Genomic DNA, 25,471 nt, shown 5'->3' with positions numbered 1-25,471 from the left:
CTTAGTTGAGGGCGCTGACTGCCTTGCGGATCGAGTCCACGCCAGCGTTGATGGTCTCCAGCGAGGTCGCGAAGGAGATCCGGAAGTAGGGGCCGAGTCCATAGGCCGAGCCCTGGATGACGGCGACCGCGGCCGCGTTGAGGAGGTACAGCGTGAAGTCCTGGTCGTTTTCGATGACGGTGCCGTCCGGAGTGGTCTTGCCAATGACGCCGCTGCAGTTCACGTAGGCGTAGAAGGCGCCCACGGCGGGGGCGACGGACAGCCCGTCGATGGCGTTGAGGCCTTCGACGGCGACATCCCGGCGCTTGCGGTATACCTCCACGCTGTCCCGGACGAACGACTGATCGCCGTTCAGCGCAGCTGCCGCGGCTGCCTGGCTGATGGAGGACGGGCATGAGGACGTCTGCGACTGCAGCTTGTTCATGGCAGCGATCAAGGGTACCGGGCCCACCCCGAAGCCAAGGCGCCAGCCGGTCATTGCGTAGGCCTTGGAGACACCGTTGACCAGCAGGATACGGTCGCGCAGGGACGGAACCGCCGTGACGAGGCTGGTCACCCGGCCGTCGCCGAAATGGATTTCGTCATAGATCTCGTCGGTGAGGATATAGACGTGCGGGAATTCCTCAAGGACGGCACCCAGCGCCTGCAGTTCTTCGCGCGAGTACACGGCGCCGGTCGGGTTAGACGGTGCGTTGAGGATGAGCCACTTGGTCTTGGGCGTTATGGCTTCCTTCAGGGCGGCCGGAGTCAGCTTGAAGCCGGTGTCTTCTCCGCAGGCGACGATCACCGGAGTGCCGTCGTTGGCGAGGACCATGTCCGGGTAGGACACCCAGTACGGTGCGGGGACGATCACTTCGTCGCCCACGTTGAGCGATGCCATGAGGGCTACGTAAAGGACCTGCTTGGCGCCGCCGCCGATGGTCAGCTGGTTCGGATCGTAGTGTGCGCCGGTGTGGCTTTCGATCCGGCGGAGGATGGCGGTCTGCAGCTCGGGCGTACCGGTCACCGAGGTGTATTTGGTCTCGCCTGCCTTGATTGCCTCGATGGCGGCCGCCTTGATGTGGTCGGGGGTGTCGAAGTCCGGTTCGCCGACGGTCAGGTCGATGATCGGGATACCTTCAGCTCGCAGTTCGCGGACGCGGGCAGCGGCCGCAACGCTCGCTGAGGACTTGATGCGGGTGACCCTCGACGCCGGCAGGTAGTCGGACATTGTCTCCTCCAGAATCGTAAAACTCAGGACCCGCGGATTCGCGAATCCCCAATTTCGAGACTAGGCACTGCAGGGCGCCGTGGATAAGACATAATGTGCGTGGATCAATAAGGGGCACTTATGACGCTTGTGCGATCTGACGTTGTTTCGCCTCCTTCCCAGCCCATACAGGTTGTTCCCATGCACATTTCTTATGGGTTCACCCGGTATTGGTATTTCCGCAGCTCTGCGAACACCGCATAGATTTCATAGATCAGAAGAGCGCAGCCGAAAGGCACCGCGACCAGATCACAGAACGCAGGGAGGCATTGATCGTCATGGCGCTCCGCACCCAAGCCTGCGACGACCTTGAGCTTGCCTCGCTGACCGGCCTCACGCCCGACCATATCCGCAGGTCAACACGGGGAATCGCACGGACTGCCTAGTTTCCGCGGGCCAGCCCAGACCGCGCCTCTAGCTCGTCATTGCCTCTTTCTTTGCCGGAGGCGTCCTGCAGCTAAACAGTTCCTGCGTTCCTGTTTTCCTGGCGATGAGCACCGTCAATGCGCGGGCTGACGTTGAAATCGGTTCAAAATGTTGGATCGATCGTGCACCAACGTTCCAGATGCGCTTCAAGCCCAGCACACGGTCATGCTCATCCGTGGCTACCAAGGGCGGACTTCCCTGCCCTGCCACGGGCCTGCGTTTCCAACACAGACTGACTACAGTCGCGTGCTCCCAGAATTCCACGGCAGTCACGAAGAATTCGCGCCCCTCATCATCTCGGAACAGCCCGGACTGCGGGACGTAAACCGCCCGAAGATCGTACTCCGGGAGGCCTGAACGCCTTGCAGCCGGCGGTTGGGCAGGGGCTGCAGCTTGTTGAGGATTGACATCTGGTTGCGCGACCACGGCATGCTCCATTGAAATTGCGGACGGCCCCTCCTCGGCCGCCCTCCGAACGGCCTCGGGATATCCAATGTAGCTCCGTCCAAGGACCTCCGGAAGAGTGCCGACTACCTACTTAGTTCAGTAGCTCGACGGCGTGTCACCTGTCCCGCCAAAGGGCGCTCCGACGTCGGGCGTTGCCGGAATGAACCTGTCCGCGAGGGCTTCCGTGCCGCGCGCCAGCAGCGCGACGTCCGCGCCGACCAGCACGAACGACGCACCGGCGTCCATATATGCACGCGCTGTGGCTTCGTTGAAGGCGTTGACGCCGGCCGGTTTGCCCGCGGCCTTCGCCGCGGAAAGGCAGTGCTCGACGGCGGCGCGCACCTTGGGGTGTTCCTGCTGTCCGAGCAGGCCCATGGACGCCGCGAGGTCGGAGGGCCCGACGAAGATGGCGTCAACACCGTCGACCGCCAGGATCTCTTCGACGGCGGCGACGGCGGCCTCGGTTTCGATCTGGACCGTGACGCTGACCGTCTCCGAGGCCCGGGCGAGGTAGTCCGGGATGCGGTTCCAGCGCGAGGCGCGGGCCAGGGCCGAGCCGACGCCCCGGACGCCGTGGGGCGGGTAGCGTACCGCAGCGACGGCGGCCTTGGCTTCCGCGGCGGAGTTGACCATGGGGATGAGCAGGTCCTGCACGCCCAGATCCAGGTATTGCTTGAGCAGCACGGTGTCGTTGATCGGGGGGCGGACCACGGCTTGGACGGGGTAGCCGCGGACTGCCTGCAGCTGGGCGAGGATGGATTCAAGGCCGTTGGGACTGTGTTCGGCGTCGATCAGGAGCCAGTCCAGGCCGGCCCCGGCGCACAGTTCGGCGATGAGCGGGCTGCCGGAGCATACCCACATCCCGGCGAGTGGCCGGTCCGCGGCGGCCAAGGCTTCGCGGAACGTGCGGTCTGGTTCTACTCGAACCGGCATGTGACAACTCCCAAGGGTCCGTAGTCGGCGTGGACGGTATCCCCTTTGTACACCCAGAGCGGGCGGGTGAAGGAGCCGGCGAGGATGATCTCCCCGGCCTTCAGCCCGTCGCCGTGGGGGGCGATCTTGTTGGCAAGCCAGTGCACGCCGTTCGCGGGATGGTCCAGGACGCCGGCGGCCACGCCGGTTTCCTCCACGGTCTGGTTCTTGTAGAGGATCGCCGATACCCAGCGGAGGTCGACGGCGTCCGGGCGGACGGGGCGTCCGCCCACCACCATGGCGCCCATGGCCGCGTTGTCCGAGATGGTGTCCACGATGGTCCGGCCCTCCATCTCAATCCTGGAATCCAGGATCTCGAGGGCCGGAACCACGTAGTCGGTGGCGTTGAGGACGTCGAAGATGGTACACCCCGGGCCTTTGAGCCCGTCCTTGAGCACGAAGGCCAGCTCCACCTCCACCCTTGGGTGGGTGTACTGGTCCCATGCCACGGAGCAGCCGGTTTCGAGGACCATGTCGTCAAAGATGGCGCCATAGTCGGGTTCGGTGATGCCTGTGGCGGCCTGCATGGCCTTGGACGTCAGCCCGATCTTGCGGCCCACCAACGTGCGTCCGGCTTCCTCGTTGCGACGGCGCCACAACTGCTGCACGGCGTAGGAATCCTCCACCGTCATGTCCGGGTAGCGGGCAGTCAGGCGCGGAACCGGGGTCCGGGACCGGCCGGCTTCCAGCAGTTCGTCCGCAATGGTTTCTATCGTCTTCGGGTCAAGCATCTCCACACTCCGTTCGGGCATCCTGCGGTCAGCATACGTTCAGCGTTGCGAGCCTAGAGCTGGGAGCCGACTTTGAAGCCTGCAGTGTCGCCGTCAGGTTGGCGGGTGTAGGAGAAGCCGTCGGCGCCGACGGTGACCGCCATTTCGCTCTTTTCCTCGCGGATGATGACTGGCTGGGGGTTGCCGTCCAGGTCCAGGACAAGCGAGGCCTCGGTGTACCAGGACGGGACGACGGGGTTGCCCCACCAGTCGCGGCGCTGGTTGTCGTGGACGTCCCAGGTGACGGTGGGGTTGTCCGGGTCCCCGGTGTAGTAGTCCTGGGTGTAGATCTCGATGCGGTGCCCGTCCGGGTCCAGGATGTACAGGTAGAAGGCATTGGAGACGCCGTGCCGGCCGGGGCCGCGTTCGATCCGGTCGCTGATGCGCAGGGCGCCCATCTTGTCGCAGATCTGGATGATGTTGTGCTTCTCGTGCGTGGAGAAGGCGATGTGGTGCAGGCGCGGCCCGTTGCCACCTGTCAGGGCGGTGTCGTGCACGGTCTGTTTGCGGTGCATCCACGCGGCGTACGTGACGCCGTCGGAGTCCTTGATGTCCTCCGAGACACGGAAGCCCAGGTCCTCAAGGTACTTCCGGCCCCGGGGAACATCGGGGGTGACCTGGTTGAAGTGGTCCAGGCGGACCAGCTCGCCGGCTGAGTAGAGGTCGTAGCGCTGGGTGAGGCGTTCGACGTGCTCCACCTCGTAGAAGAATTCGTAGGGGAAACCCAGCGGATCCTCGACGCGGACGGAGTCGCCGACGCCCTTGGTGAAGCCCTCCTTGCGGCGCTCAACCCGGCAGCCCAACTCGCGGTAGTAGGCCTCGGCCGCGTCCACCTCGGCCGGGGACTTCACCCGGTAGGCGAACGCGGCGGCCGCGGCGACAGGTCCTTTGCGGAGCACCAGGTTGTGGTGGATGAACTCCTCGAAGGAGCGCAGGTAGATGGTGTTTTCGTCTTCCTCAGTGACGTGCAGGCCCAGGAGGTCCACATAGAACTCGCGGGACTTGGCGAGGTCCGTGACGACGAGTTCCAGGTAGGCGCAGCGGACGATGTCCGGTGCCGGAGCGGTGGGGGTGGGGACGAAGTTGGTCATTGTTGTCTCTCTTCTTTGAAAGGGGTCTTTAGGGTTCGACGGCGGGAAACCGCCTTGAGTGCCGGGGCGACCCAACTGACTCGCAGTAGGTGTCGTTTTGGAGCCTCATAACGACGACAAGTGCGAGTCAGTTGGGCTACCCCGCGTTAGGCGCCGAATTTGGGGGTGTGCACAGCGCCGAGGGTGATGTGCACGGCCTGCTGGTCGGTGTAGAAATCGATTGAGCGGTAGCCGCCCTCGTGGCCCAGGCCGGAAGCCTTCACGCCGCCGAAGGGGGTGCGCAGATCGCGGACGTTGTGGCTGTTGAGCCACACCATGCCGGCCTCTACGTTCTGCGCGAAGTTGTGGGCGCGGGTCAGGTTCTGGGTCCAGATATAGGCCGCCAGGCCGTATTTGGTGTTGTTCGCCAGGGCGAGGGCTTCGTCGTCGTTCTCGAAGGGGGTGATCGCGACGACGGGTCCGAAGATTTCCTCCTGGAAGATCCGGGCGTCGGGCGCGACGTCGGCGAACACAGTGGGCGCGATGTAGTTGCCTTCCGGCAGGTGTTCCGGGCGTCCGCCGCCAGCCAGCAGCCGGCCTTCGGTCTTACCGATCTTCACGTAGGATGCCACCTTTGCGTAGTGCTCAGGGTGGACGAGGGCGCCCACCTGGGTCTTGGGGTCGTGCGGGTCCCCGACCACGATGTTCTTCGCGCGGGCGGCGTACTTTTCGCAGAACTCGTCATAGACGGCTCGTTCGACGAGGATGCGGGAGCCGGCGGTGCAGCGTTCCCCGTTGAGGGAGAAGACCCCGAACAGGGCCGAATCGATCGCGGCGTTCAGGTCGGCGTCGGCGAACACCACGCACGGGGACTTGCCGCCGAGCTCCATGGAGAGGCCCTTGAGGTTGGCCGCGGCGTTGCGGAAGATCGTCTGTCCCGTGGTGGTCTCCCCGGTGAAGGAGATCAGCGGCACGTCCGGGTGCTTCACGAGGGCGTCGCCGGCTTCTTCGCCGAGGCCGTTGACCAGGTTGAACACGCCGTCCGGCAGGCCTGCGTCCTTGAAGATCTGCGCCCAGAGGGAGGCCGAGAGCGGGGTGAACTCGGCTGGCTTCAGCACCACGGTGTTGCCGGTGGCCAGGGCCGGGGCGAGCTTCCAGGATTCGAGCATGAACGGGGTGTTCCACGGGGTGATCAAGCCCGCGACGCCGATCGGCTTGCGGTTCACGTAGTTGATCTGCGCGCCGGGGACCTTCATGGCGTCGTCGAACTGGGCCACGATCAGGTCCGCGAAGAAACGGAAGTTCTCCGCCGCTCGCAATGCCTGGCCCTTGGCCTGGGTGATCGGCAGGCCGGTGTCGAAGGTCTCCAGCTCGGCGAGGCGGTCTTCCTGGGCTTCGACGGCGTCGGCGATCCTGTTCAGGACGCGGGCGCGTTCGCGGGGCTTCATCTTCGGCCACGGGCCATTCACGAAAGCTTCGCGGGCCGCGGCGACGGCGAGGTCGATGTCTTCCTTCTGCCCGGCCGCGGCGGTGGCGTAGTTGCCGTTGGATACCGGATCCAGGACATCGAAGGTCTTCCCGCTGACCGAGTCAACGAACTGGCCGTTGATGAAGTGCTGGATGTGGGTGGGAAGGTCCTTCGGCACGTAGTGGGTGGTGGTTTCTGGTGCAGTGAACGTCATTACTTTTCCTTTACTAGTGCAACGCGGGGTCACTTATGGCCCATGTTGGCCCGCTTAATGGGCGCTAAGTGACCCCGCGTTGGCTTGTGCGAGGTACGCGTCGAGGGTGGCGCTGCGGTGCCGGCGGGCGGCTTGCTCGATGGTGTCAGCGTCGGTGTTGCTTTCGATGAGTTGGAGCAGCGCCTCGTGTTCGTCCACGGATTCATGCGCGCGCCCGGGGACGAAGCGGAACGTCGAGGCCCTGATCGAGGCGAGCCGGTTCCAGCCCCGGTGCACGAGGTCCAGGATGTGCGGATTGGGGCAATGTTCAAATAGCACGCTGTGGAATTCCTGGTTCAGCGCCGTGAAGCGGACGGGATCGAAATGCTCCAGGCAGTCCCGCATCTCCGCATTGACCGCACGGGCCCTGGCGATATCCGCGGCCCCGATCAGCGGCGCGGACAACGCCGTGGCCGCTCCTTCGATGATGCTCAGGGTCTGCATCGTGTAGAGGTACTCGGTGGGATCGATCCCCGAGACCGTGGCGCCCACATTGCGCTCGAACTTCACGAGCCCCTCTGCCTCCAGGCGGCGGATCGCCTCCCGGACCGGAACCACGCTGACGCCGAGGTCCTCGGCGATCTTGGCCAGCACTAGCCGGTATCCGGGCGAGTAGGTGCCATCCACGATGCGCGCCTTGACGGCGGCATAAGCCTGCTCGGATTTGCTCCCGACGGCGGTTTCAGTCACCTTGGGCTCCTTCCCACTCTTCGTAGCGGGCACGCCACTGCGCGTTCATCGGGTACAAACCGTCCACGCTGTTGCCCTGCTTGACCATCTCGAAGATGAAGGCTTCTTCCTTCTCCTGTTCGATGCACTCGTCCACGAGTTCTTCGGCGATGGCCGGCGGAATCACCAGGATGCCGTCCGAGTCGGCCACGATGATGTCGCCTGGCTGGACGGTGGCTCCGCCGCAGGCGATGGTGATGTCCGTGTCCCACGGGATGTGGCGGCGGCCAAGCACGGCGGGGTGCGGGTTTGCGAAGTAGGTGGGCATGTCCAGTCCTGCCACCGCCGAGTAGTCGCGGACGCCGCCGTCGGTGATGATGGCCGCGGCACCGCGCATCTGGGCACGGAGTGCGAGGATGTCCCCGACCGTCCCGGTGCCTTTTTCGCCCCGGGCCTCCATCACCAGGATTTCACCCTCGTTCACCGAATCGATGGCCCGCTTCTGGGCGTTGAATCCGCCGCCGTGGGTCTTGAACAGGTCCTCGCGGTTGGGAACATAGCGCAGGGTCCGGGCGAGTCCGACCACGCGGCGGTCCGGGCGGGTGGCCTGCAGTCCGTCGATGCTCACGTTGTTCAGCCCGCGCTTGCGCAGCTGGCTGGACAACGTGGCGGTGGCGACGCTTTCGAGCTTCTTCTTCAGTTCCGGGTTCAGGACAGGCACGACGACGGTGAGGCCCGCTGCTTCGCGGGATCCGTACGCTTCCTCCCGCTGCACGTCGTCGGACTTGGGCCGGGCACCGAAGTCCGCGAACGGCGTCGTACCTTCCACGACTGTGGTGGCCAGACGGCCGCTGCTGAAGCCGCCGCCGGTGACCTCAACCTCGACAACGTCGCCGGGTTGGGCGACGGAGGCGCCGGCCGGGGTGCCGGTGAGGATGATGTCGCCGGTTTCGAGGGTGAGCAGCTGGGAGAGGTCGGCAATGAGGCGCGCGAAGGGGAACAGCAGGTCTTCGGTGGTGTCGTCCTGGACGAGTTCGCCGTTATACCAGGTGCGGATGCGCAATTGGGAGGGGTCGACGTCGGCGGCCGGGATGAGCGCGGGGCCCACCGGCGTAAAACCGTCGCCGCCCTTTGACCGGAGGTTTGAGCCCTTGTCCGCGTAGCGGAGATCGTAGACGCCGAGGTCGTTGCTGGCAGTGACCCACGCGACGTGGCCCCAGGCGTCCTCGATGGCAACCCGGCGGGCAGGCTTGCCGATGACCAGCGCGACCTCGCCCTCGTACCCGAGGAGTTCACAGCCCGCCGGACGCTCCACCGTTGAAGGGGCTTCCGCCGAACCGACCGTCAGGGAGGACGAAGGCTTCAGGAAGTACGACGGCTGTTCCGGGGTACGGCCGCGCTGCGCGGCCCGGCTCGGGTAGTTGATATGCACCGCGATGACCTTGCGGGCCGCGGCCAGGATGTGGTCGGTGACCTGTTCCAAGATTGTCTCCTCATCGAGTACGAAATCGTATACGATAACTATGGCCGGGGAACTTCGCGACGTCAACCCCTTGTTTTCGGGAGTTTTCAGGAGCCCTTGTAACCCTCGTCATACCTGCCGTACAGTTTTGAAGCAGACAATTGTTTCGATTATTGAACATGAAGTTCTAATATCGAACTCTTCAAACAGTTAAGACCGCCACACAACGAAGTGAGGAAAGCCCGTGCAGTTCCACCATCACGGTTATGTATCCGGTGACCCGCGAGTCCAGCCGGCCGCCGGCGTCGGCATCAACAGACCCACGGACCTTCCCGACGAGGTCGACGTGCTGATCGTGGGCAGCGGACCCGCCGGCATGCTCGCCGCAGCGCAGCTGTCCCAGTTCCCGGGCGTCACAACACGGATCGTGGAGCGCCGCCCCGGGAGGCTCGCGATCGGGCAGGCCGACGGCATCCAGGCCCGCAGTGTCGAGACTTTCCAGGCCTTCGGGTTTGCCGAGCGGATCATCGCCGAGGCGTACCGGATCACCGAGATGGCGTTCTGGAAGCCGGACCCCGCGGATCCCTCGCGCATCATCCGGACCGCCCGCGCCCTCGACGATCCGACGGGAGACATCAGCGAATTCCCGCACCTCATCGTCAACCAGGCGCGCGTGTTGGACTACTTTGCCGAGTTCATGGCGAACTCCCCTACCCGGATGTCTCCCGACTACGGATACGAGTTCCGCGGCCTCGAGGTCACCAACGATGGCGACTACCCCGTCACCGTCACCCTTCTCCACACCGCCGGACCCAACGAAGGCCAGGAGCGCACTGTCCGGGCCAAGTACGTCGTCGGCGCGGACGGCGCACGCAGCAAGGTGCGGGAGTCGATCGGTTGCACCCTCGCCGGCGACCAGGCCAACCACGCCTGGGGCGTCATGGACGTCCTTGCCGTCACGGATTTCCCCGATATCCGCACGAAATGCGCCATCCAGTCCGGCACGGGCGGCAGCATCCTGCTGATCCCGCGTGAAGGCGGCCATCTCTTCCGCATGTACGTCGACCTCGGCGAGGTGGACCGGAATGACAACCGCTCCGTGCGCAGCACCACGATCGAGCAGATCATTGCCAAGGCGAACGACATCCTCCACCCCTACACCCTCGATGTGCGAAACGTCGCCTGGCACAGTGTCTACGAAGTGGGCCACCGCCTCACAGACCGGTTCGACGACGTCCTGCCTGACGAACGCGGCACCCGCACGCCACGCGTTTTCATTACGGGCGATGCGTGCCACACCCACAGCGCGAAGGCCGGCCAGGGCATGAACGTCTCCATGCAGGACGGCTTCAACCTGGCCTGGAAGCTCGGTCATGTGCTTGAGGGCCGCAGTCCGGAGAGCCTGCTGTCCACGTACTCGGCCGAGCGCCAAGTCGTTGCCGAGAACCTCATCGACTTCGACAAAGAGTGGTCCACGCTCATGGCGAAAAAGCCCGAGGAGTTTCAGGACCCCACCGAGCTGGAGAACTTCTACGTGAACACCGCAGAGTTCCCCGCCGGCTTCATGACCCACTACGCGCCCTCGCCGCTCGCCGCCGAGCCAATACACCAAGGCCTGGCCACGGAATTTACCATCGGCAAGCGTTTCAAGTCCGCGCCCGTGGTGCGCGTCTGCGATACCAACCCGGTACAACTCGGCCACCAGGCCAAGGCGGACGGACGGTGGCGCATCTACGTCTTCGCGGACGCGGCACAGCCCGAGAAGGGAGAGCAAGCCGCGCCGTCGCCGGTCGTCGACTTTGCCGAATGGATCGCGAACTCGGCGGATTCGCCGCTGGCCGCAACGCCGTCGGGCGCTGACCGTGATGCGTGGTTCGACGTCAAGGTGATCTACCAGCAGGAGCACACAAGCGTCGACATCGGGGCCGTGCCAGAGGTGTTCAAGCCGCAGGTGGGCCCGTTCAAGCTCACGTACCTTGAGAACGTCTACGGCACAGATCCTTCGGCGGATATCTTCGAGCTGCGCGGCTTGGACCGCGGCGGCGTCGTAGTGGTGGTGCGCCCGGACCAGTACGTCGCGAACGTCCTGCCCCTCACGGCGACGGCGGAACTCGCAGCGTTCTTCGCGCCCCTCCTGCGATCGGGACGGACCGCAGCAGTTTGAGCTGTTGGCGCGGCCTGGCGCGCGGGACCATCGGAAGGGTTCATTCTGTCGGTGGCCCGTCGTAGGGTACCGGCATGGACATCATCATGGTTCCCGGATTCTGGTTGGACGCCTCATCATGGTCGGAGGTCACGCCGCCGCTCGTTGCAGCGGGACACACCGTCCACCCACTCACCCTGCCCGGGCTGGAGGCCGTTGATGCCCCACGGTCCGGCATCGGTCTTAGGGATCACATCGACGCCGTAGTGGCAGCTGTCGACGCCGTCGGCAAGCCTGTTGTTCTTGTCGGCCACTCCGGCGGAGGTGCCATCATCCACGGCGCCGTCGACGCTCGCCCGGACCGCGTGGTCCGGGCGGTCTATGTGGACAGCGGCCCGCTCGGCGAGGGCGGCGTCATCAACGACGAACTGCCGGTCGAGGGCGACGCCGTGCCCTTGCCACCATGGGAGCTTTTCGAAAATGAGGACCTCGTGGACCTCAATGACGAGCTGCGCGCCGCCTTCCGCGCACGCGCCATCCCGGAACCAATGAACGTGGCCACCGATAAACAGCGGCTGCACGATGTTCGCCGCTACGACGTCCCGGCCACCATCATCGCGTGCGAGTTCCCCTCCAGCCTGCTCGGCGAATGGATCGAATCCGGCCACCCCTTCGTGGCCGAGCTCGCGCGCATCAACGATGTCGAATTCATGGATCTGCCCACCGGACACTGGCCCCAGTTCACCAGGCCGACCGAACTCGGGGAAGCCATTCTCGCCGCGGTTGAGCGGACTGGTTAAGGGCTGTTTGGGTGCGTAGCGACTCTACTCAGCCTCGTATGTGCCTTAGCTGCTCTTTGGGGGCTTGCGGTAGCTGTCCACCGTGACTTCCAGCGCTTCGTCCCATGGTGTTGCCGTGACGCCCAGGATCTTCTGAGTCTCCGTGGAGTCAATCACGAAGGGCGTCCTGAATTGGTAGCTTGAGGCTGAGATCTCGCGCAGGATGGGAATGACCGTACCGAGGGCCCTGAGTGTCCACTGCGGGATCGCGGCGACCCGGCCCTTCACTCCCCAGCGCTCATTCACCTGCCGCACGATTTCCGAGCGCGGGACGGACGCACTCGGCACATGCCAAGCACGGCCCCATTTGCCCGTGTGGTCTGCAGCTGCGATCAGCGTCGCGGCGATATCGGGCAGAAAGCTCCAGCTGTGCTCTAGTGCTGGGTCTCCAACGACGCGCGCCGTTTTGGAAGCCAACACCGGTTCGAAAAAGCCACTACCGAGGTGCGTTGACATGCCAGCGGCCCCTGGGCCGAAGTAGTCGCTCGCCCGAACCTCGGCCGCCCGGAGTTCACCGCGTTCGTGCGCGGCCAACACCTTCTCCCAGCCCGCCTTGCGCACCAGGCCCTTTTTCTCGGTCGTGGCGAGCGGTGAGTGCTCGGTCATCGGACCGTCCGGGGAGCCGTAGGCATAGAGGTTACCCATGAGCACAAGAGCTGCCCCGGAGTCACGCGCCGCCTTGATCACGGCGTCGAAGATCGGAGGCCAGTCTGCTACCCAGTCGGTGTACGGCGGGTTGGTGCAAACGAAGATTGTGTCGGCTCCGCGTGCGGCCTGCGTGACGGCGGCAGGGTTGCCTGCGTCCAGCTTCACTGGAGCCGCACCAGGGACCGTAGTGCCGCTGCGGGTGCCGAGAGTGACTTGGTCTCCACGGGCGGTGAGCTGCCTCGCAAGGGTCCCGCCTACGAGTCCCGCGCCGAGGATGAGTTGGCTTGCCACGATGGTTATCTCCTGAGCTGTCCGGCCAATCCGTTGCTGGGTGACATCGCACACCCTACAACACGAAGGAGGCCATCACCCTTGACAAGATTCGAGGGGGCATGAATGATACGAGCCTCACCAGCTTTGTCCTCCTTCCCTTGGACAGTGGCTGAATTGGTGTCCGGCATTGTCGAAAGAGTGTATTGACAGTAATCGTGTGGGCGTGTTTTTCGGTCGGGATGGTTGGATTGCTCCTGAACTGGATGAGTGTCATCGGAACGCTGATAGTGCCGCGGCCGCTGAACAGCACCCTTTCACGGGTGACTGCCCTGGCCACGATGAAAATCTTCTTTGCCATCACAAAACACGTAACCTCATACGAAGTTCGTGACCGGATCCTTGCCTGGCAGTCTCCGATGTCGCTATTCGTCCGCTTGCTTGTTTGGGTGATCCTGTTCGACTTGTCGTTCAGCCTCCTGCTTCTTCCCTTCGTCGACGGTGACATCTGGCAAGCCGCTAGCGAAGCTGGCTCCGCGATGTTCACGCTCGGCTACGCTGCGCCGTCGAACGTTGGCAACACAGTGTTGGTGTACGCGGCCGCGTACACCGGGTTGATAGTCATCGCTTTACAGATTGGCTACCTGCCAACGCTTTATGCGGCCTTCAACAGGCGTGAAGCGGAAGTCACGCTCCTGGTGTCCAGAGCAGGCTCGCCGTCGTGGGGACCTGAGCTTTTGGTGCGCACACGGTTTGGCATGGCCGCTCAGAACAGCACCAGCGAACTTAGCGATCTCTATCGCATCTGGGAGCGGTGGGCCGCTGATGTGGCCGAATCACACAGCACTTACCTCACGTTGGTGTGGTTCCGTTCACCGTCTCCGCAATCGAACTGGCTCAACTCCCTGCTCAGCGTGATGGACGCGGCTGCGTTGCAGCTTTCGTTGAGTCCGGGGTCTGCTCCGAGTACCCGGGCGCGGCTGGTTCTTCGGATGGGGTTTACCTGCCTGAATCAAGTGGCGCGGGCCATTCGTATCCCGGTGGACGATGATCCCGATCCCGATTCCCCACTCGACGTGACTTTCGAAGACTTCCAGGCAGCAGTGGAGCTCCTGCGAACCGTCGACTACCCGGTTGAAGTGACAGCCGAGCAAGCCTGGCCCCACTTCAGGGGCTGGCGCGTCAACTACGAAAAGGTGGCGTACGCCCTCGCCTACGCAATCGACGCCCCGCCTTCAATGTGGAGCGGCCCGCGGCGATTCCCGTCAGAACCGACAATGCCGTACCGGCCGAAGAACCGTACCTCAAAGGAAGTAAAGCCAGACGATCCGCAAATGCTTGGCCAGCGGAGGACACGCTAAAGGTTGACCGACATAGAAAAGGAGAAGCATCATGCCGATGATCGACGTATATGCCACCACCGGGACCTTTGCAGACAAGCACCAGCTCGCGGTTGACCTGGCATCGACCGTGATGCGGGTGGAGCAGGTTCCGGACATTCCGATGTTCCGAAAGAACACGGCAGCATTCATCCATGAACTCCCGGAAGGGGACCTGTCGAATGTCGACGGCGACAGCGGCTACGTGCGGGTCCAGGTGCTCACGAACGCGGGCGCATTGGACCGCGACAAACAGCTCGTCTTGGTCGAACAGCTCACCGCCCTCATCGCAACCGCCGCGGCGGACCCGACGCTACCCGAACGCACCTGGGTTCTGCTCACAGAAGCGCCCGACGGCGGTTGGGGCCTCAACGGCCACGCCAACACCAACAATGAGCTCATCGAGGCCGCGCGTGCACAGATCGCCTCTCTCCAAGGGCAACCCCCTCAGGGCTGAACTTCCGGAAGTAAACGGAGATTGAGGCACCAGGCGTCCACGGACGTGAACGCTGCTACTCGGCAAACACCTGCTTGGCGACCGCCATTGCGGACATCGCCTTCGGCCAGCCCGCGTAAAACGCCAAATGCGTGATTGCCTCGCTCAATTCGACCTCGGTCAGCCCGTTGGCCTTCGCCAGGCGCAGGTGTCCAAAAAGCTGTTCGGTGCTGCCGCTCGTGACGAGACTCGCAACAGTAATGAGGCTCCGGTCGCGCTTGGCCAACTCGGTCCGTTCCCAGACGTCGGCGAAGAGCACCTCGTCGGTGAGTGAGGCCAGTTTGGGCGAGATGTCCCCGACGAGTTGCTGGGCGCGGGATTGTTCGGTCATGTTGTTCTCCTTGTTCGTGATTCTCCGGCCGGGGCGAAGGGCGGGCCTTCGGTGCCTTCAGCGTCCTCCGCGGGTGTCCAGCTGTTGAGCAGACGGAGCCCTTCCTCGGACCGGGAGCCGGGTTCGGCGGCGTAGATGAGCAGCGTCAGGCCCTCGTCCGTGGCCAGTTGCATGGCCTCGTACGCGAGTTCCAAATCACCGACGACGGGGTGCCGCAGGCGCTTGGTGCCGTTGCGATGGGTGAGGACTTCGTGTGAGGCCCAGAGCTGGCGGAAGGGTTCGCTGTGGGTCGCGAGTTCGCCGATGAGGTCGGTCAGGCCTTTGTCGTAGGGGTGCCTGCCGGCCTCGGCGCGCAGCGTTGCGACCATGCCGCGGGCCATCTCCGGCCAGTCGGGGTCGAAGTCCGCCGCGCGCGGGTCCAGGAAAAGGAACCGGGCGGCACGGCGGGACGTCAGGAAGTCCCGGACCTCGGTCCTGTTATCCATTTCGTTGCCTCAGTTTCGACGACGGCGACGCACGGGTTCGCCGATTCAGGCCTGGCCTGCGGGGCGCAGCAGGATCTCGTTGATGGTCAGGCGTCGGGGCCGGCTGACGGCGAACGCGATGACTTCGGCGATGTCCTCTGCCGTGACAGCCACCTGGCTGTACATCGCCTCAGCGCCCGCCCTGGTCTGTTCGTGCGTGATGTGGCTTGGCAACTCGGTGGCAACCGCCCCCGGTTCGATGACCGTCACGCGAACCCCTGGTTGCAGTTCCTGCCGTAGCGATTCCGACCAACCGTTGATACCCCACTTCGTCGCGGCGTAGACGCCATTGCCGGGCCGGGCCGTCCTGCCGGCAACGGAAGAAATGTTCACCAGGTCCCCGCCACCATCTCGGAGCTGGTCCAGGAAAACCTCGGTTGCTGTGATCGCGCCGATCAGGTTCACCTCGATCATTTGGCGGTAGTCGTCCTGCTGATCCGGAGAGAACGGCCCGAGCAGCATGATCCCCGCGTTGTTTACCAAAACGTCAGTCCCGCCAAACTCGGCCTTGACCCGTTCCGCAGCGGCAAGCAGGGAGCCGCGGTCGGTGACATCCGCCTCAATGGCAATGGCGCCATCCCCGAGCTCATCCGCCAGCGCCTGGATCCGGTCGACCCTTCGTGCAAGCAACGCCACACGGTACCCATCCGCAGCGAGCGCCCTCGCCGTTGCGGCCCCGATTCCCGACGACGCGCCGGTGATGACGGCTACCCGTCCTTTTCCACTACTCATTGTTTTGTCCCTCGTTCAGTAGGATTGTCTGCTTCGCTTTCAATCCTAGGAACGCGCAACACAATGAGGGAGGGCCGGTCTTTACCTGTTTCGCAGCGGGACGCCGGGTGTTCGCGGTGGGACGCCGGGTGTTCAGGCTTAAAGCGACGGATATCTTCTGAGACCCACCATGCCCCCGGCGGCGATCAGTGCTCCGCCAAAGGCCAACAGCAACCCCGCCACAGACAATGTCGGTGCCACGGGCTGCCTGCTCGGGGCGGGGCCGCCGGGGCCAAACCTGGGACCCACCGCCGACGCTGAATTCTGAGCCGAAGGAGCAGGGTTAGTGGCGATCGGCGACGGCGCCGCGGACACTGTCGCAGCTGGTGGCGCGGTCTTGGTCGGGTCCTGCTCCACGGTCGCCACCGGCGACGGGGGTGAGGCCCCACCAGCCGGAACCGTGGCTCCCGGATCCGGCTGAGGTTGCGGTTGTACCGGCGGACTGGGCGTAACTGGCTGGGTGGGTTTGCCCGACGGCCCGGGAGTTGCGGAGCCGCCGGGAGAGCACACGCCGACCAGTCCAAGAAGGCCCGGCGAATCGCAAGGCGCGGCCACCGCGGTCCCTGCCGGTGCAAGTGCGATCAGGCACAAAGCGAAAGGAATCGCGACAAGGGCAGCTGGAACCTTCCGGCGAGTCATGGCTTCGACTCTACCTACTGAGCGGCAACTTGGGAGATAAGTCCGGCGTGGCCGAGCCACAAGACCGGCCCACCAAAGATCAAGGCGGTATCGGCAGCCGCTTAGGCGTCCGAGGATTCTCAGGGCGTCATTGGCCCTTCCAGGACACGGAGCGCAAGGGATGCATCCCCCTCGATGACGGCGTTGCCTGTGAGGTCTGAACGTCCCCAGAGACCGAGATACATGCTGCGCAGAGGCGCAGTAATCGACGCCGCGACGGGCCCCGTACCAATGGTCCAGTTGCCGGATCCCGGGACGTTGAAGGTCACCGCCGCTTCCGGTTGCGGCATCCGCGCCAGCCTCAACTGGCGAGGGGTGAACATTTCCAAGACCTCGCCGATTCCATCGAACATGAAGTCCTCGCTGAACGCGGGGGCCTCCAGATCTGATGCCATGCGGGCGTCGACAAGGTGGATCGCGTGTTCGTGCGCCTGGCGCCTGAGCCAGAATCCGGCCTTGCGGGGAGGGGGCCCGAAAGTCCAGCACTCTTTCTCGGGATCAAGCCTCGCCATTGTGTCAAGAAAGGAGTTAGACCCCTCGAGGAACCACCCTGCAGCGCCGACGGAAGGGGCAGGACGTTCCTCGACGAGCTTTCCCCCAAGAACAATCTCCGCAGCCCACCGTTCGATCGAGCCGAGGTGCCCGAAAAGTCCGTCGAGTGTCCAACCCGGACAGGCGGGAACCGAATGTACAAGCTTTTCTTCAGGTTGCCTGGCAAGGATGCGGAGTTGATCGACGCAGATGGACAGCTCGGCGAGGTAGAGATCGGGCCACATGGGTCGAGCATAGACTGCCGCCGGCCTCACGGCATGAACCGGTAGCCGATCCCTGCCTCGGTGATCAGGTGGCGAGGGTTCCCGGGCTCCGGTTCCAGTTTCCGGCGTAGCTGGGCCATGTACACGCGCAGGTAGTTGGCCTCCTTGGCGTAGGCCGGCCCCCAGACCTCGCTGAGGAGCTGTTGCTGGGTGATCAGCTTCTCCGGGTTCCGCACGAAGAGATCCAGGATCCCCCACTCGGTCGGCGTCAGCCGGACGTCCACGCCGTCCCGCGTCACGCGCCTCATGGCCAGGTCCACCGTGAACGAGTCGGTGACCAGCACGGGCGGCTCTTCGCCCGGATCGGCGGTTCGCCGCAGGATCGCCCGGAGGCGGGCCAGCAGCTCATCGAGCCCGAACGGCTTGGTGATGTAATCGTCCGCGCCCGCGTCCAGAGCTTCAACTTTGTCGTCGGAGCCATGCCGGGCGGAGAGCACCAGGATGGGCACGTTGCTCCACGCACGCAACCGGGTAATGACCGTGGTTCCGTCAATATCCGGCAACCCCAGGTCGAGGATCAGTACGCCCACCGGATGCTGGGCGGCAGCGCGCAGGGCCGATTCGCCGTCGGACGCGGTGGCCACACTGTAGCCGTGGGCTTGAAGCGTAATCCGCAAGGCCTTGACGATATGGGGATCGTCGTCCACCACCAGGACGTTGCTCATCTCGCCTCCCTGGAGGCGTCATGGGGACTGCCCGACGGCGGCATGCGGCGGCGCTCCAAGAGCACCGATTGCGCTTCCAAGGGAGCTTGCGCCTCCTCATGCGGGAACGCGACCCCTGTAGATAACGGCAGCCGGATGACCATAGTCAAACCACCACCTGGAGTCTCTTCCGCGGTGAGTGTGCCTCCCATCGCTTCCGTGAATCCCTTGGCTACAGCGAGGCCAAGGCCAACCCCGGTGGTGGAAGGAACGTCGTTGAGCCGCTGGAACGGCTGGAACATCCTGACGACGCTTTCGGCGGGGACTCCTTGGCCGTGATCGATGATGCGCAGCTCTCCTGACGGCCTCCCGTCCAGGGTTGAGGAGCTGAGGCCGCCTGCTGCACCCACCAGGACCACATCCGAGTCCGGAGCGTATTTGATGGCGTTCTCCACGATGTTGGCGATGACTCGTTCCAGCATTCCGGAGTCGGCGTCGATCTCTGGCATGTTTCCGGGCAGGTCGACGCGCACCCTCCCCTGCGGTACGCCATGCAGGGCGGCCGGAATCACTTCGTACCATCGCACCGGGCGGATGAGCGCGTTCACCGAGTCCGAGGTAATGCGGGACATGTCCAGCAGGTTCCCGACGAGGACGTCGAGCCTGTCCGAGCATTCCTCGATGGTTGCCAAGAGTTCCTGCTCCTCCTCGGGCGTGTAGTGGACGTTGCTTTGCCGCAAGCCGCCCACGGCCAATTTGATCCCGGCCAGCGGAGTCCGGAGGTCATGGGAGACGGCGCGCAGGATGGAGGTGCGCATGGTGTTGCTTTCCGCCAAGCGCATGACCTCACGGCGGCTGGCCGCCAATTGGCGCCGCTCGAGCTGGGCCGATAGATGCGCGCCGAAGGCGCTCAGCAGCCGGCGGTCGCTGGCGGGCAGGATTCGGCCGGATAGGACCAAGCGGGTTCCGGCGTCGATCTGTTCGGTGTTGTCGGCGCCGTCGGGAGGAAGGGGTGCGGCCTCTCCGGCTTTGGCGACGAGGCGCCACCCGCCGGTAGCTGCGCCCGCGGAACCCGCGCCTGTTGCCCTGAACAGTGCTGCCCCGCGCATCTGGAACACGTCCAGCGCTTGCTTCAAGAGTCCTTCGACGGTGTCCTCGGCGCTCGAGGCTCCACGCGTGAGGTCACCTAAGGTGGTGGCTTCGGCACGAGCACGGGCGGCCTCCTTGGAACGCCTGGCCGAGACGTCCACCACGGCGGCCACAGCGGCTGAAACACCCACGAAGACCAGCAAAGCAAGGATGTTCTCGGGGTCGCTGATGGTCAGGGTGCCCACGGGCGGTATGGAGAAGTAATTCACCAGCAGGCTGCTCCATAGGGCACCGAGCAGGGCGGGCCACAACCCGCCGACTAGCGCCACGGCAACCGAGCCCGTCAGTTGGAGGAGCACGGCCGTCGCAATGTTGTGCGACGGACTCGCGGCCAGCAGGAGCTGCAAAAGAACTGGAAGGACCACCGCCATCGCAAATCCGATCGTCACCCTGGCACGCCCAAGGTCCCGCTGCCGCGGACGGTCAACGCCCCGGCCGCCCAAGGGATGCGACACCATGTGCACGTCGATGTCACCGGAATCCCGCACCACCCGGTTGCCGATCCCCCGGCCGGTCAGCCTGCCAACGAGGGACCGACGCCGGGAAATCCCGACGACGATTTGCGTCGCGTTAACGCTGCGGGCGAAGTCAAGCAAAGCCTTCGCAGGATCCTCCCCTGCCACCGTGTGGTAGCTCCCGCCCAGATCCCGGACCAATAGCCGCTGGGCTTCCAGCGCCTGCGGCGATTCGGAGGCCACCCCGTCGGCGGCGCGGACGTGCACGGCGAGCAAGTCGCCGCCGTTGACGCGTTTGAGGATCCGGGCGGCCCGGCGGATGAGGACTTCGCCTTCAGGCCCGCCCGTGAGGCCAATGACAATCCGCTCGCGGGCCGGCCAACTCGCCTCGATCCCCTGCTCCGAGCGGTATTTCGCGAGCCCTTCGTCCACACGGTCAGCGAGCCACAGCAGTGCCAGTTCCCGCAGGGCCGTCAGGTTGCCCATCCGGAAATAGTTTGACAGCGCGGCGTCGATCTTGTCCGCCGAATAGATCTTGCCGTCGCCCAATCGTTGCCGCAACAGCTCCGGCGAGATGTCCACAAGGTGGATTTGATCGGCACGCCGCACGACGTCGTCGGGCACTGTCTCCGCCTGCCGAACGTCGGTGATGGCGCTCACGACGTCCCCCAAGGAGGCCAGATGCTGCACGTTGACGGTGGAGAGGACGTTGATGCCGGCGTCGAGCAGTTCCTCGACGTCCTGCCAGCGTTTGGGATTGCGGCTTCCGGGGATGTTCGAGTGGGCGTATTCATCGACGACGGCGATCCGCGGCTTGCGCGCCAAAACTGCGTCGAGGTCCATCTCCTCGAACACCGTGTCCCGGTACGCGATAGTGTGCGGCGGGATGACTTCCAGTCCGTCCATCAAGGCACGGGTGTCGCTGCGCCCATGGTCCATGGCGAAGGCCACCACCACGTCCTCACCACGTCCGCTCAGCCGATGTGCCTCTTCGAGCATGGCGTAGGTCTTCCCGACCCCCGGGGCTGCCCCGAGGAAAATGCGCAGCGTTGCCCGTGCCATGTGGTCATTCTTTCACTTGTTGAACGCGGCGGTACGGCGCGGCGAGGCCTGGCACCGTCACTTGGCCGGTACCGCCGCCGCTATGTCCAGGTTCAGTTCCGTGACGTTGACGGACGGCTGCCCCAGGAAGGCCTCAAGTCCCGCGACCGTGCGCCGGTCCACCATTGCCTGGACGGTCTCAATACTCAGCCCGTGCGCCTTGGCCACCCTGGGTACTTGCAGGCGAACATAGGCGGGCGAGATCTCCGGGTCCAGTCCGGAACCGCTGGCAGTTACGGCGTCGGCCGGGACGTCTGACTCCTTGACCCCCTCGGCGGCGGCGATAGCGGCGCGATTGGCCTTGACGGCGTCGAGCAGTTTGGGATCGTTGGGTCCCAGGTTGCTGGCAGTGGACGCCCCCGGGTCCCACTTGGCCGCCGAGGGGCGGGCATGGAACCACAGCGGGTTCTGCGTGCCGGCCTCATCGGCTGCGACCTGCGCGATCAGCACCGAGGCGGCCGGACGGCCGGCCGAGTCTTTCACAATGGAGCCATTGGCCTGGAACGGCGCAACAGCCTGTCCGATGCCGAAAATCGCCAGCGGGTAGATCAATCCGAGGACAACGGTGGCGAGGAGCAGGAACCGCAGGGCCGTTCCTGCTTGCCGAAGATAGCCGGAAAAGGTGTTCACGGTGGCTCCTAGCTGATGCCGGGGATGAGGGAAATAAGAAGGTCGATGAGCTTGATCCCGATGAAAGGTGCCACAAGGCCGCCGAGGCCATAGATCGCCAGGTTCCTGGCCAAGGCTTGCGTCGCCGAGACTGCCCGGTATTTGACGCCGCGCAAGGCGAGCGGAACCAGGGCGATGATGATCAAGGCGTTGAAGATCACCGCGGACAGGATGGCCGACGACGGCGAGGACAAGCCCATGACGTTCAAGAGGCCGAGCCCCGGAAACGCCGCCGTGAACAGTGCTGGAACGATTGCGAAGTACTTTGCGACGTCGTTCGCGACCGAGAAGGTGGTCAGCGCACCGCGGGTGATGAGCAACTGTTTGCCGATCCCCACGATGTTGATGAGTTTGGTGGGATCCGAATCCAAATCCACCATGTTGGCGGCTTCCTTAGCAGCAGGTGTACCTGAGTTCATGGCGACGCCGACGTCCGCCGCGGCGAGCGCGGGGGCATCGTTGGTGCCATCGCCGGTCATGGCCACCAGCCGGCCTTGCGATTGCTCCTCCTTGATGACGGCCAGCTTGTCTTCCGGAGTGGCCTCGGCGACGAAATCGTCGACGCCGGACTCTGCGGCGATCGCCTTCGCCGTGATGGGGTTGTCGCCCGTGATCATCACCGTGCGGATGCCCATCTTCCGGAGTTCGGCGAAGCGGGCGTGCATTCCCGGCTTGACCACATCAGCAAGGTGGATAGTGCCCAGGACCCGGGCTCCGCCGTCGTGCCCGACGCCAGCCACCAACAGCGGGGTGCCGCCCTGGGCCGAGATCTCCCGCACCTTGCTGTCCACCTCGGCGGGTGTCTGACCGCCGGCGTCTGCGACAAACTTGGCGACGGCGGTTGCGGCGCCCTTGCGGATCTTCCGTCCGTCGAGGTCCAGGCCGCTCATGCGCGTGCTTGCGCTGAACTCGACAACCGCGAAGTCCTCCGAGTCCTTGAGGAGCGCAGCGAGGTCCGGGCCGCTGACACCCTTTTCCGTAGCGAGCTCCACGATCGAACGTCCTTCGGGCGTCTCGTCGGCCAGGCTGGAGAGCCGGGCTGCTTCTATGAGTTCGGTCCGCTCGACGTCGTGGGCGGGGAAGAAATTGACCGCGCGCCGGTTGCCATATGTGATGGTGCCGGTCTTGTCGAGCAGGAGCGTGGTGATGTCTCCGGCGGTCTCCACGGCGCGGCCGGAGGTGGCCAACACGTTGTGCTGCACCAAGCGGTCCATGCCGGCGATGCCGATGGCCGGCACCAACGCCCCGATGGTCGTCGGGATCAGGCAGACCAAGAGCGCCACCAGCACGATTGGCGACGGCGTTGCGCCCGCGGGGGACGCGAACGGTGCCAGGCTCATGGTGACGGCCAGGAACACGATAGTCAGGGAGACAAGGAGGACGTGGAGGGCAATTTCGTTGGGCGTCTTCTGCCTGACTGCGCCTTCCACGAGCTTGATCATCCGGTCGATGAACGTCTCGCCGGCTTCCGCCGTGATGCGGATGGCGATCTGGTCGGAGAGGACCTTGGTGCCGCCTGTCACCGAAGAACGGTCGCCGCCCGATTCACGGATCACGGGCGCCGATTCACCGGTGATGGTGGACTCGTCCACGCTGGCCAGGCCTTCGATGATTTCGCCGTCGGAAGGGATGACGTCCCCGGCTTCGCAGATGACGACGTCGTTCTTCCGCAGTTCCGTTCCCGGCACCTCCTTGAGGGTGCCATCCTCCAGACGAAGCCGTGCGACAACGCCCTTCCTGCTGGCCCGAAGGCTGTCTGCTTGGGCCTTGCCGCGGCCCTCTGCGATGGCTTCCGACAAGGTACCGAAGAGCACCGTCAGCCAAAGCCACGCCGTCACCGCGATGCCGAAGACGGCCGGTTTGAAGATGCATATGGCCGTGCAGAGAGCGGCCCCAACCAGCACTGTGAACATCACCGGAGAGTGGATCATCTGGCGTGGCCCCAGTTTCCGCACCGCAACCGGCAGGGCGGACCGCATGCTGGCAAGGTCGAGCTTGGCCGGGGCCTTCGTGTGGTGCTTGTGCTCCCCCGGAGTGCCTAGGGGATTGCCGTCTGCGTAGGTCAGGGCGGCCGTGTCCTTGGCGAATGCCGTGCCGGACTTGGTCATTTAAGGAGTCCTTCTGCGAGGGGGCCCAAGGAAAGGGCAGGGAAGTAGCTCAAGGCGGTCATGATGACTGTGACGCCGAGCAAGAGGGAACCAAAGAGCCAGCCGTGGCTCGGGACCGTGCCGGACGACGCCGGGATCTTGGATTGTTTTGCAAGAGAACCGGCCAAGGCCAGCACCAACACGATGGGCAGGAAACGGCCCAGCAGCATGGCGAGTCCCATCATCGTGGACAGATACGGTCCAGAGCTGGTAATTCCACCGAAGGCCGAGCCGTTGTTGTTGGCTCCGGACGTGAAGGCATAGAGCACTTCGCTGAATTGGTGCGGTCCGGAGGCTGGTGCGTTGGCCATGGCGTCCGGCAGCAGGACCGTGATTCCAGCGAGCGCCAACACCACCACGGGCGTCACCAGGATGTACATGGCAGTGAGTTTCATTTCCCGGGGTCCGATCTTCTTTCCAAGGAATTCCGGGGTGCGGCCAACCATGAGCCCGGCGATGAACACGGAGACAATCGCGAGGATGAGCAGGCCATAGAGCCCTGAACCTGTGCCTCCGGGAGCCACCTCACCGAGCATCATGTTCACCATGGCGACTCCACCGGCGAGGGGCGGCAGGGAATCGTGGGCCACGTTGATGGCTCCCGTGGACGTCAAGGTGGTGGCCGTGGCAAAAATTGCACTCTGGGCGGCGCCGAGTCGCTGCTCGAAGCCTTCCCCCAAGCCTCCGGCAGCCGCCGTCGCGGTTCCTTGCGCGGAGGCGACGGCCCAGCCCATCAGGGCGGTGGAGCTCAGCCAGAGCGTGCCCATGACACCGACTACCGTGTACCCCTGCTGCTGGTCCCCCACCATGCGGCCATAGGCATAAGGCAGGGCAGAGGGAATGAGCAGGATCAGGAAGACTTGGAACAGGCTGATGAAGACGTTCGGGTTCTCGAACGGATGGGCCGAATTCGCATTGAAGTAGCCGCCGCCGTTCGTGCCCAGGATCTTAATGGCTTCTTGGGAGGCTACCGGCCCACCGGGGATGGTCTGGGTGACACCTGTTGCCTGGTTGATGACGTCGGTTGACCAGAAATTCTGCACGACGCCGCCAATCACCATCACAATCGCCGCGAGCGCAGCCATCGGAAGCAGCACACGGAACGAGGTGCGGGTCAGGTCCACCCAGAAGTTCCCCAACCTGTCCGTCCGGGTTCGCACGATGCCGCGGATCAGCGCGACCACTACAACAATTCCGACGGCGGCCGACAGGAAGTTCTGCACGGCCAGGAGGCACATCTGCACGAAGATACCCACCGTGGACTCAGGTACGTAGGTCTGCCAGTTGGTGTTGGTGGTAAAGGAGATGGCCGTGTTCATGGCCATCCAAGGGTCTACGCCAGGCAGGGAATTGTTTCCGGGCAGGACGCCTTGGAGCCGCTGGAGCAGGAACACCACCAGGATGGACACTGCAGAGAAGGCCAGGACACTGCGCAGGTAAATCGACCAGCTCTGTTCGGCGCCCGCATCCACTCCGGCCAGCCGGTAGAACAACCGCTCCACGCGGGTCGACTTCTTGCCTTCAAACACGAGGGCGAGATAGACCCCCAGCGGCTTGTGCATCAAGACCAACAACAAGAGCAGGACGGCCACCTGGGTGACGAACGAGGCAATGCTGAAAACCATC

General features: G+C 64.4%; 22 protein-coding genes. 5 read left to right on the top strand and 17 right to left on the bottom strand.

What is annotated here, in order from left to right; genetic code table 11:
- Position 1: 1 nt before the first annotated feature.
- From AC3ANQ_RS00955 to AC3ANQ_RS00925, 7 genes are all read right to left on the bottom strand, one after another.
- Positions 2 to 1,210: an aspartate transaminase gene (locus tag AC3ANQ_RS00955; protein WP_488303383.1), complete on the bottom strand. Its 1,209-nt coding sequence runs from the start codon at positions 1,208 to 1,210 to the stop codon at positions 2 to 4.
- 1,008 nt (positions 1,211 to 2,218) lie between these two features.
- The gene (locus AC3ANQ_RS00950) at positions 2,219 to 3,055 is read right to left on the bottom strand and encodes an aldolase/citrate lyase family protein (RefSeq protein ID WP_488303382.1); all 837 of its coding nucleotides are present in this window, start codon (positions 3,053 to 3,055) and stop codon (positions 2,219 to 2,221) included.
- Entirely contained in the window at positions 3,040 to 3,825 is a 786-nt protein-coding gene (gene hpaH, locus AC3ANQ_RS00945; RefSeq protein WP_488303381.1) for a 2-oxo-hept-4-ene-1,7-dioate hydratase, read from the bottom strand. Before hpaH ends, AC3ANQ_RS00950 begins: the two co-directional genes overlap by 16 nt.
- 53 nt (positions 3,826 to 3,878) lie before the next feature.
- Positions 3,879 to 4,955 carry a 3,4-dihydroxyphenylacetate 2,3-dioxygenase gene (hpaD, locus tag AC3ANQ_RS00940; RefSeq protein ID WP_488303380.1) on the bottom strand — a complete coding sequence of 359 codons (1,077 nt, stop codon included), beginning with the start codon at positions 4,953 to 4,955 and terminating at the stop codon, positions 3,879 to 3,881.
- A 146-nt stretch (positions 4,956 to 5,101) separates the two neighbouring features.
- Positions 5,102 to 6,616 carry a 5-carboxymethyl-2-hydroxymuconate semialdehyde dehydrogenase gene (hpaE, locus tag AC3ANQ_RS00935; RefSeq protein WP_488303379.1) on the bottom strand — a complete coding sequence of 505 codons (1,515 nt, stop codon included), beginning with the start codon at positions 6,614 to 6,616 and terminating at the stop codon, positions 5,102 to 5,104.
- A gap of 54 nt (positions 6,617 to 6,670) precedes the next feature.
- Entirely contained in the window at positions 6,671 to 7,345 is a 675-nt protein-coding gene (locus AC3ANQ_RS00930) for a GntR family transcriptional regulator (RefSeq protein WP_488303378.1), read from the bottom strand.
- Positions 7,338 to 8,807, bottom strand: a complete 1,470-nt coding sequence (locus AC3ANQ_RS00925; RefSeq protein ID WP_488303377.1) for a fumarylacetoacetate hydrolase family protein — start codon at positions 8,805 to 8,807, stop codon at positions 7,338 to 7,340. The genes AC3ANQ_RS00930 and AC3ANQ_RS00925 overlap by 8 nt, the downstream gene beginning before the upstream one ends.
- Before the next feature lie 223 nt (positions 8,808 to 9,030).
- Here AC3ANQ_RS00925 and AC3ANQ_RS00920 point away from each other — a divergent pair, with 223 nt between their 5' ends.
- The gene (locus AC3ANQ_RS00920) at positions 9,031 to 10,950 is read left to right on the top strand and encodes an FAD-binding monooxygenase (protein WP_488303376.1); all 1,920 of its coding nucleotides are present in this window, start codon (positions 9,031 to 9,033) and stop codon (positions 10,948 to 10,950) included.
- Between the two features lie 74 nt (positions 10,951 to 11,024).
- The gene (locus AC3ANQ_RS00915; RefSeq protein ID WP_488303375.1) at positions 11,025 to 11,729 is read left to right on the top strand and encodes an alpha/beta fold hydrolase; all 705 of its coding nucleotides are present in this window, start codon (positions 11,025 to 11,027) and stop codon (positions 11,727 to 11,729) included.
- Positions 11,730 to 11,774: 45 nt separating this feature from the next.
- Here AC3ANQ_RS00915 and AC3ANQ_RS00910 read toward each other — a convergent pair whose 3' ends face one another.
- Positions 11,775 to 12,707: an NAD-dependent epimerase/dehydratase family protein gene (locus AC3ANQ_RS00910; RefSeq protein WP_488303374.1), complete on the bottom strand. Its 933-nt coding sequence runs from the start codon at positions 12,705 to 12,707 to the stop codon at positions 11,775 to 11,777.
- A gap of 245 nt (positions 12,708 to 12,952) precedes the next feature.
- On the opposite strand from AC3ANQ_RS00910, the gene AC3ANQ_RS00905 reads away from it, so the two are divergent.
- Together AC3ANQ_RS00905 and AC3ANQ_RS00900 are read left to right on the top strand one after the other, a co-directional pair.
- Positions 12,953 to 14,047, top strand: a complete 1,095-nt coding sequence (locus AC3ANQ_RS00905) for a hypothetical protein (protein ID WP_488303373.1) — start codon at positions 12,953 to 12,955, stop codon at positions 14,045 to 14,047.
- 31 nt (positions 14,048 to 14,078) lie between these two features.
- Positions 14,079 to 14,522: a hypothetical protein gene (locus AC3ANQ_RS00900; RefSeq protein WP_488303372.1), complete on the top strand. Its 444-nt coding sequence runs from the start codon at positions 14,079 to 14,081 to the stop codon at positions 14,520 to 14,522.
- Between the two features lie 55 nt (positions 14,523 to 14,577).
- Here the strand turns inward: AC3ANQ_RS00900 and AC3ANQ_RS00895 are convergent, their stop codons facing one another.
- The 3 genes from AC3ANQ_RS00895 to AC3ANQ_RS00885 are packed head-to-tail and all read right to left on the bottom strand — an operon-like array spanning position 14,578 to position 16,148.
- A complete protein-coding gene (locus tag AC3ANQ_RS00895; RefSeq protein WP_488303371.1) occupies positions 14,578 to 14,892 on the bottom strand; it encodes a carboxymuconolactone decarboxylase family protein in 315 nt (104 codons plus the stop codon).
- Positions 14,889 to 15,377, bottom strand: a complete 489-nt coding sequence (locus AC3ANQ_RS00890) for an MmyB family transcriptional regulator (protein ID WP_488303370.1) — start codon at positions 15,375 to 15,377, stop codon at positions 14,889 to 14,891. Before AC3ANQ_RS00890 ends, AC3ANQ_RS00895 begins: the two co-directional genes overlap by 4 nt.
- Positions 15,378 to 15,422: 45 nt before the next feature.
- Positions 15,423 to 16,148 carry an SDR family oxidoreductase gene (locus tag AC3ANQ_RS00885; protein ID WP_488303369.1) on the bottom strand — a complete coding sequence of 242 codons (726 nt, stop codon included), beginning with the start codon at positions 16,146 to 16,148 and terminating at the stop codon, positions 15,423 to 15,425.
- 325 nt (positions 16,149 to 16,473) lie between these two features.
- Between AC3ANQ_RS00885 and AC3ANQ_RS00880 the strand changes: the two genes are divergently transcribed.
- A complete protein-coding gene (locus tag AC3ANQ_RS00880) occupies positions 16,474 to 16,608 on the top strand; it encodes a hypothetical protein (protein WP_488303368.1) in 135 nt (44 codons plus the stop codon).
- Positions 16,609 to 16,945: 337 nt separating this feature from the next.
- Here AC3ANQ_RS00880 and AC3ANQ_RS00875 read toward each other — a convergent pair whose 3' ends face one another.
- Genes AC3ANQ_RS00875 through kdpA form a run of 6 tightly spaced genes read right to left on the bottom strand, consistent with a single transcriptional unit; the run spans position 16,946 to position 25,470 of the window.
- Positions 16,946 to 17,641, bottom strand: coding sequence for a maleylpyruvate isomerase family mycothiol-dependent enzyme (locus tag AC3ANQ_RS00875; RefSeq protein WP_488303367.1), 696 nt, complete (start codon positions 17,639 to 17,641; stop codon positions 16,946 to 16,948).
- A 26-nt stretch (positions 17,642 to 17,667) separates the two neighbouring features.
- Positions 17,668 to 18,345, bottom strand: coding sequence for a response regulator (locus AC3ANQ_RS00870; RefSeq protein ID WP_488303366.1), 678 nt, complete (start codon positions 18,343 to 18,345; stop codon positions 17,668 to 17,670).
- Positions 18,342 to 20,990, bottom strand: a complete 2,649-nt coding sequence (locus AC3ANQ_RS00865; protein ID WP_488303365.1) for a DUF4118 domain-containing protein — start codon at positions 20,988 to 20,990, stop codon at positions 18,342 to 18,344. The genes AC3ANQ_RS00870 and AC3ANQ_RS00865 overlap by 4 nt, the downstream gene beginning before the upstream one ends.
- Positions 20,991 to 21,047: 57 nt before the next feature.
- The gene (gene kdpC / locus AC3ANQ_RS00860; RefSeq protein ID WP_488303364.1) at positions 21,048 to 21,659 is read right to left on the bottom strand and encodes a K(+)-transporting ATPase subunit C; all 612 of its coding nucleotides are present in this window, start codon (positions 21,657 to 21,659) and stop codon (positions 21,048 to 21,050) included.
- Positions 21,660 to 21,667: 8 nt separating this feature from the next.
- Positions 21,668 to 23,806, bottom strand: a complete 2,139-nt coding sequence (gene kdpB / locus AC3ANQ_RS00855; protein ID WP_488303363.1) for a potassium-transporting ATPase subunit KdpB — start codon at positions 23,804 to 23,806, stop codon at positions 21,668 to 21,670.
- On the bottom strand, positions 23,803 to 25,470 hold the full coding sequence (gene kdpA, locus AC3ANQ_RS00850; RefSeq protein WP_488303362.1) for a potassium-transporting ATPase subunit KdpA: 1,668 nt from the start codon (positions 25,468 to 25,470) through the stop codon (positions 23,803 to 23,805). The genes kdpB and kdpA overlap by 4 nt, the downstream gene beginning before the upstream one ends.
- Position 25,471 lies beyond the last annotated feature (1 nt).

The organism is Arthrobacter sp. DMZ02-1R, assembly GCF_057747935.1.
The sequence above is the reverse complement of the archived record's forward strand: the minus strand, read 5'-3'. Positions and strand labels throughout refer to the sequence as shown.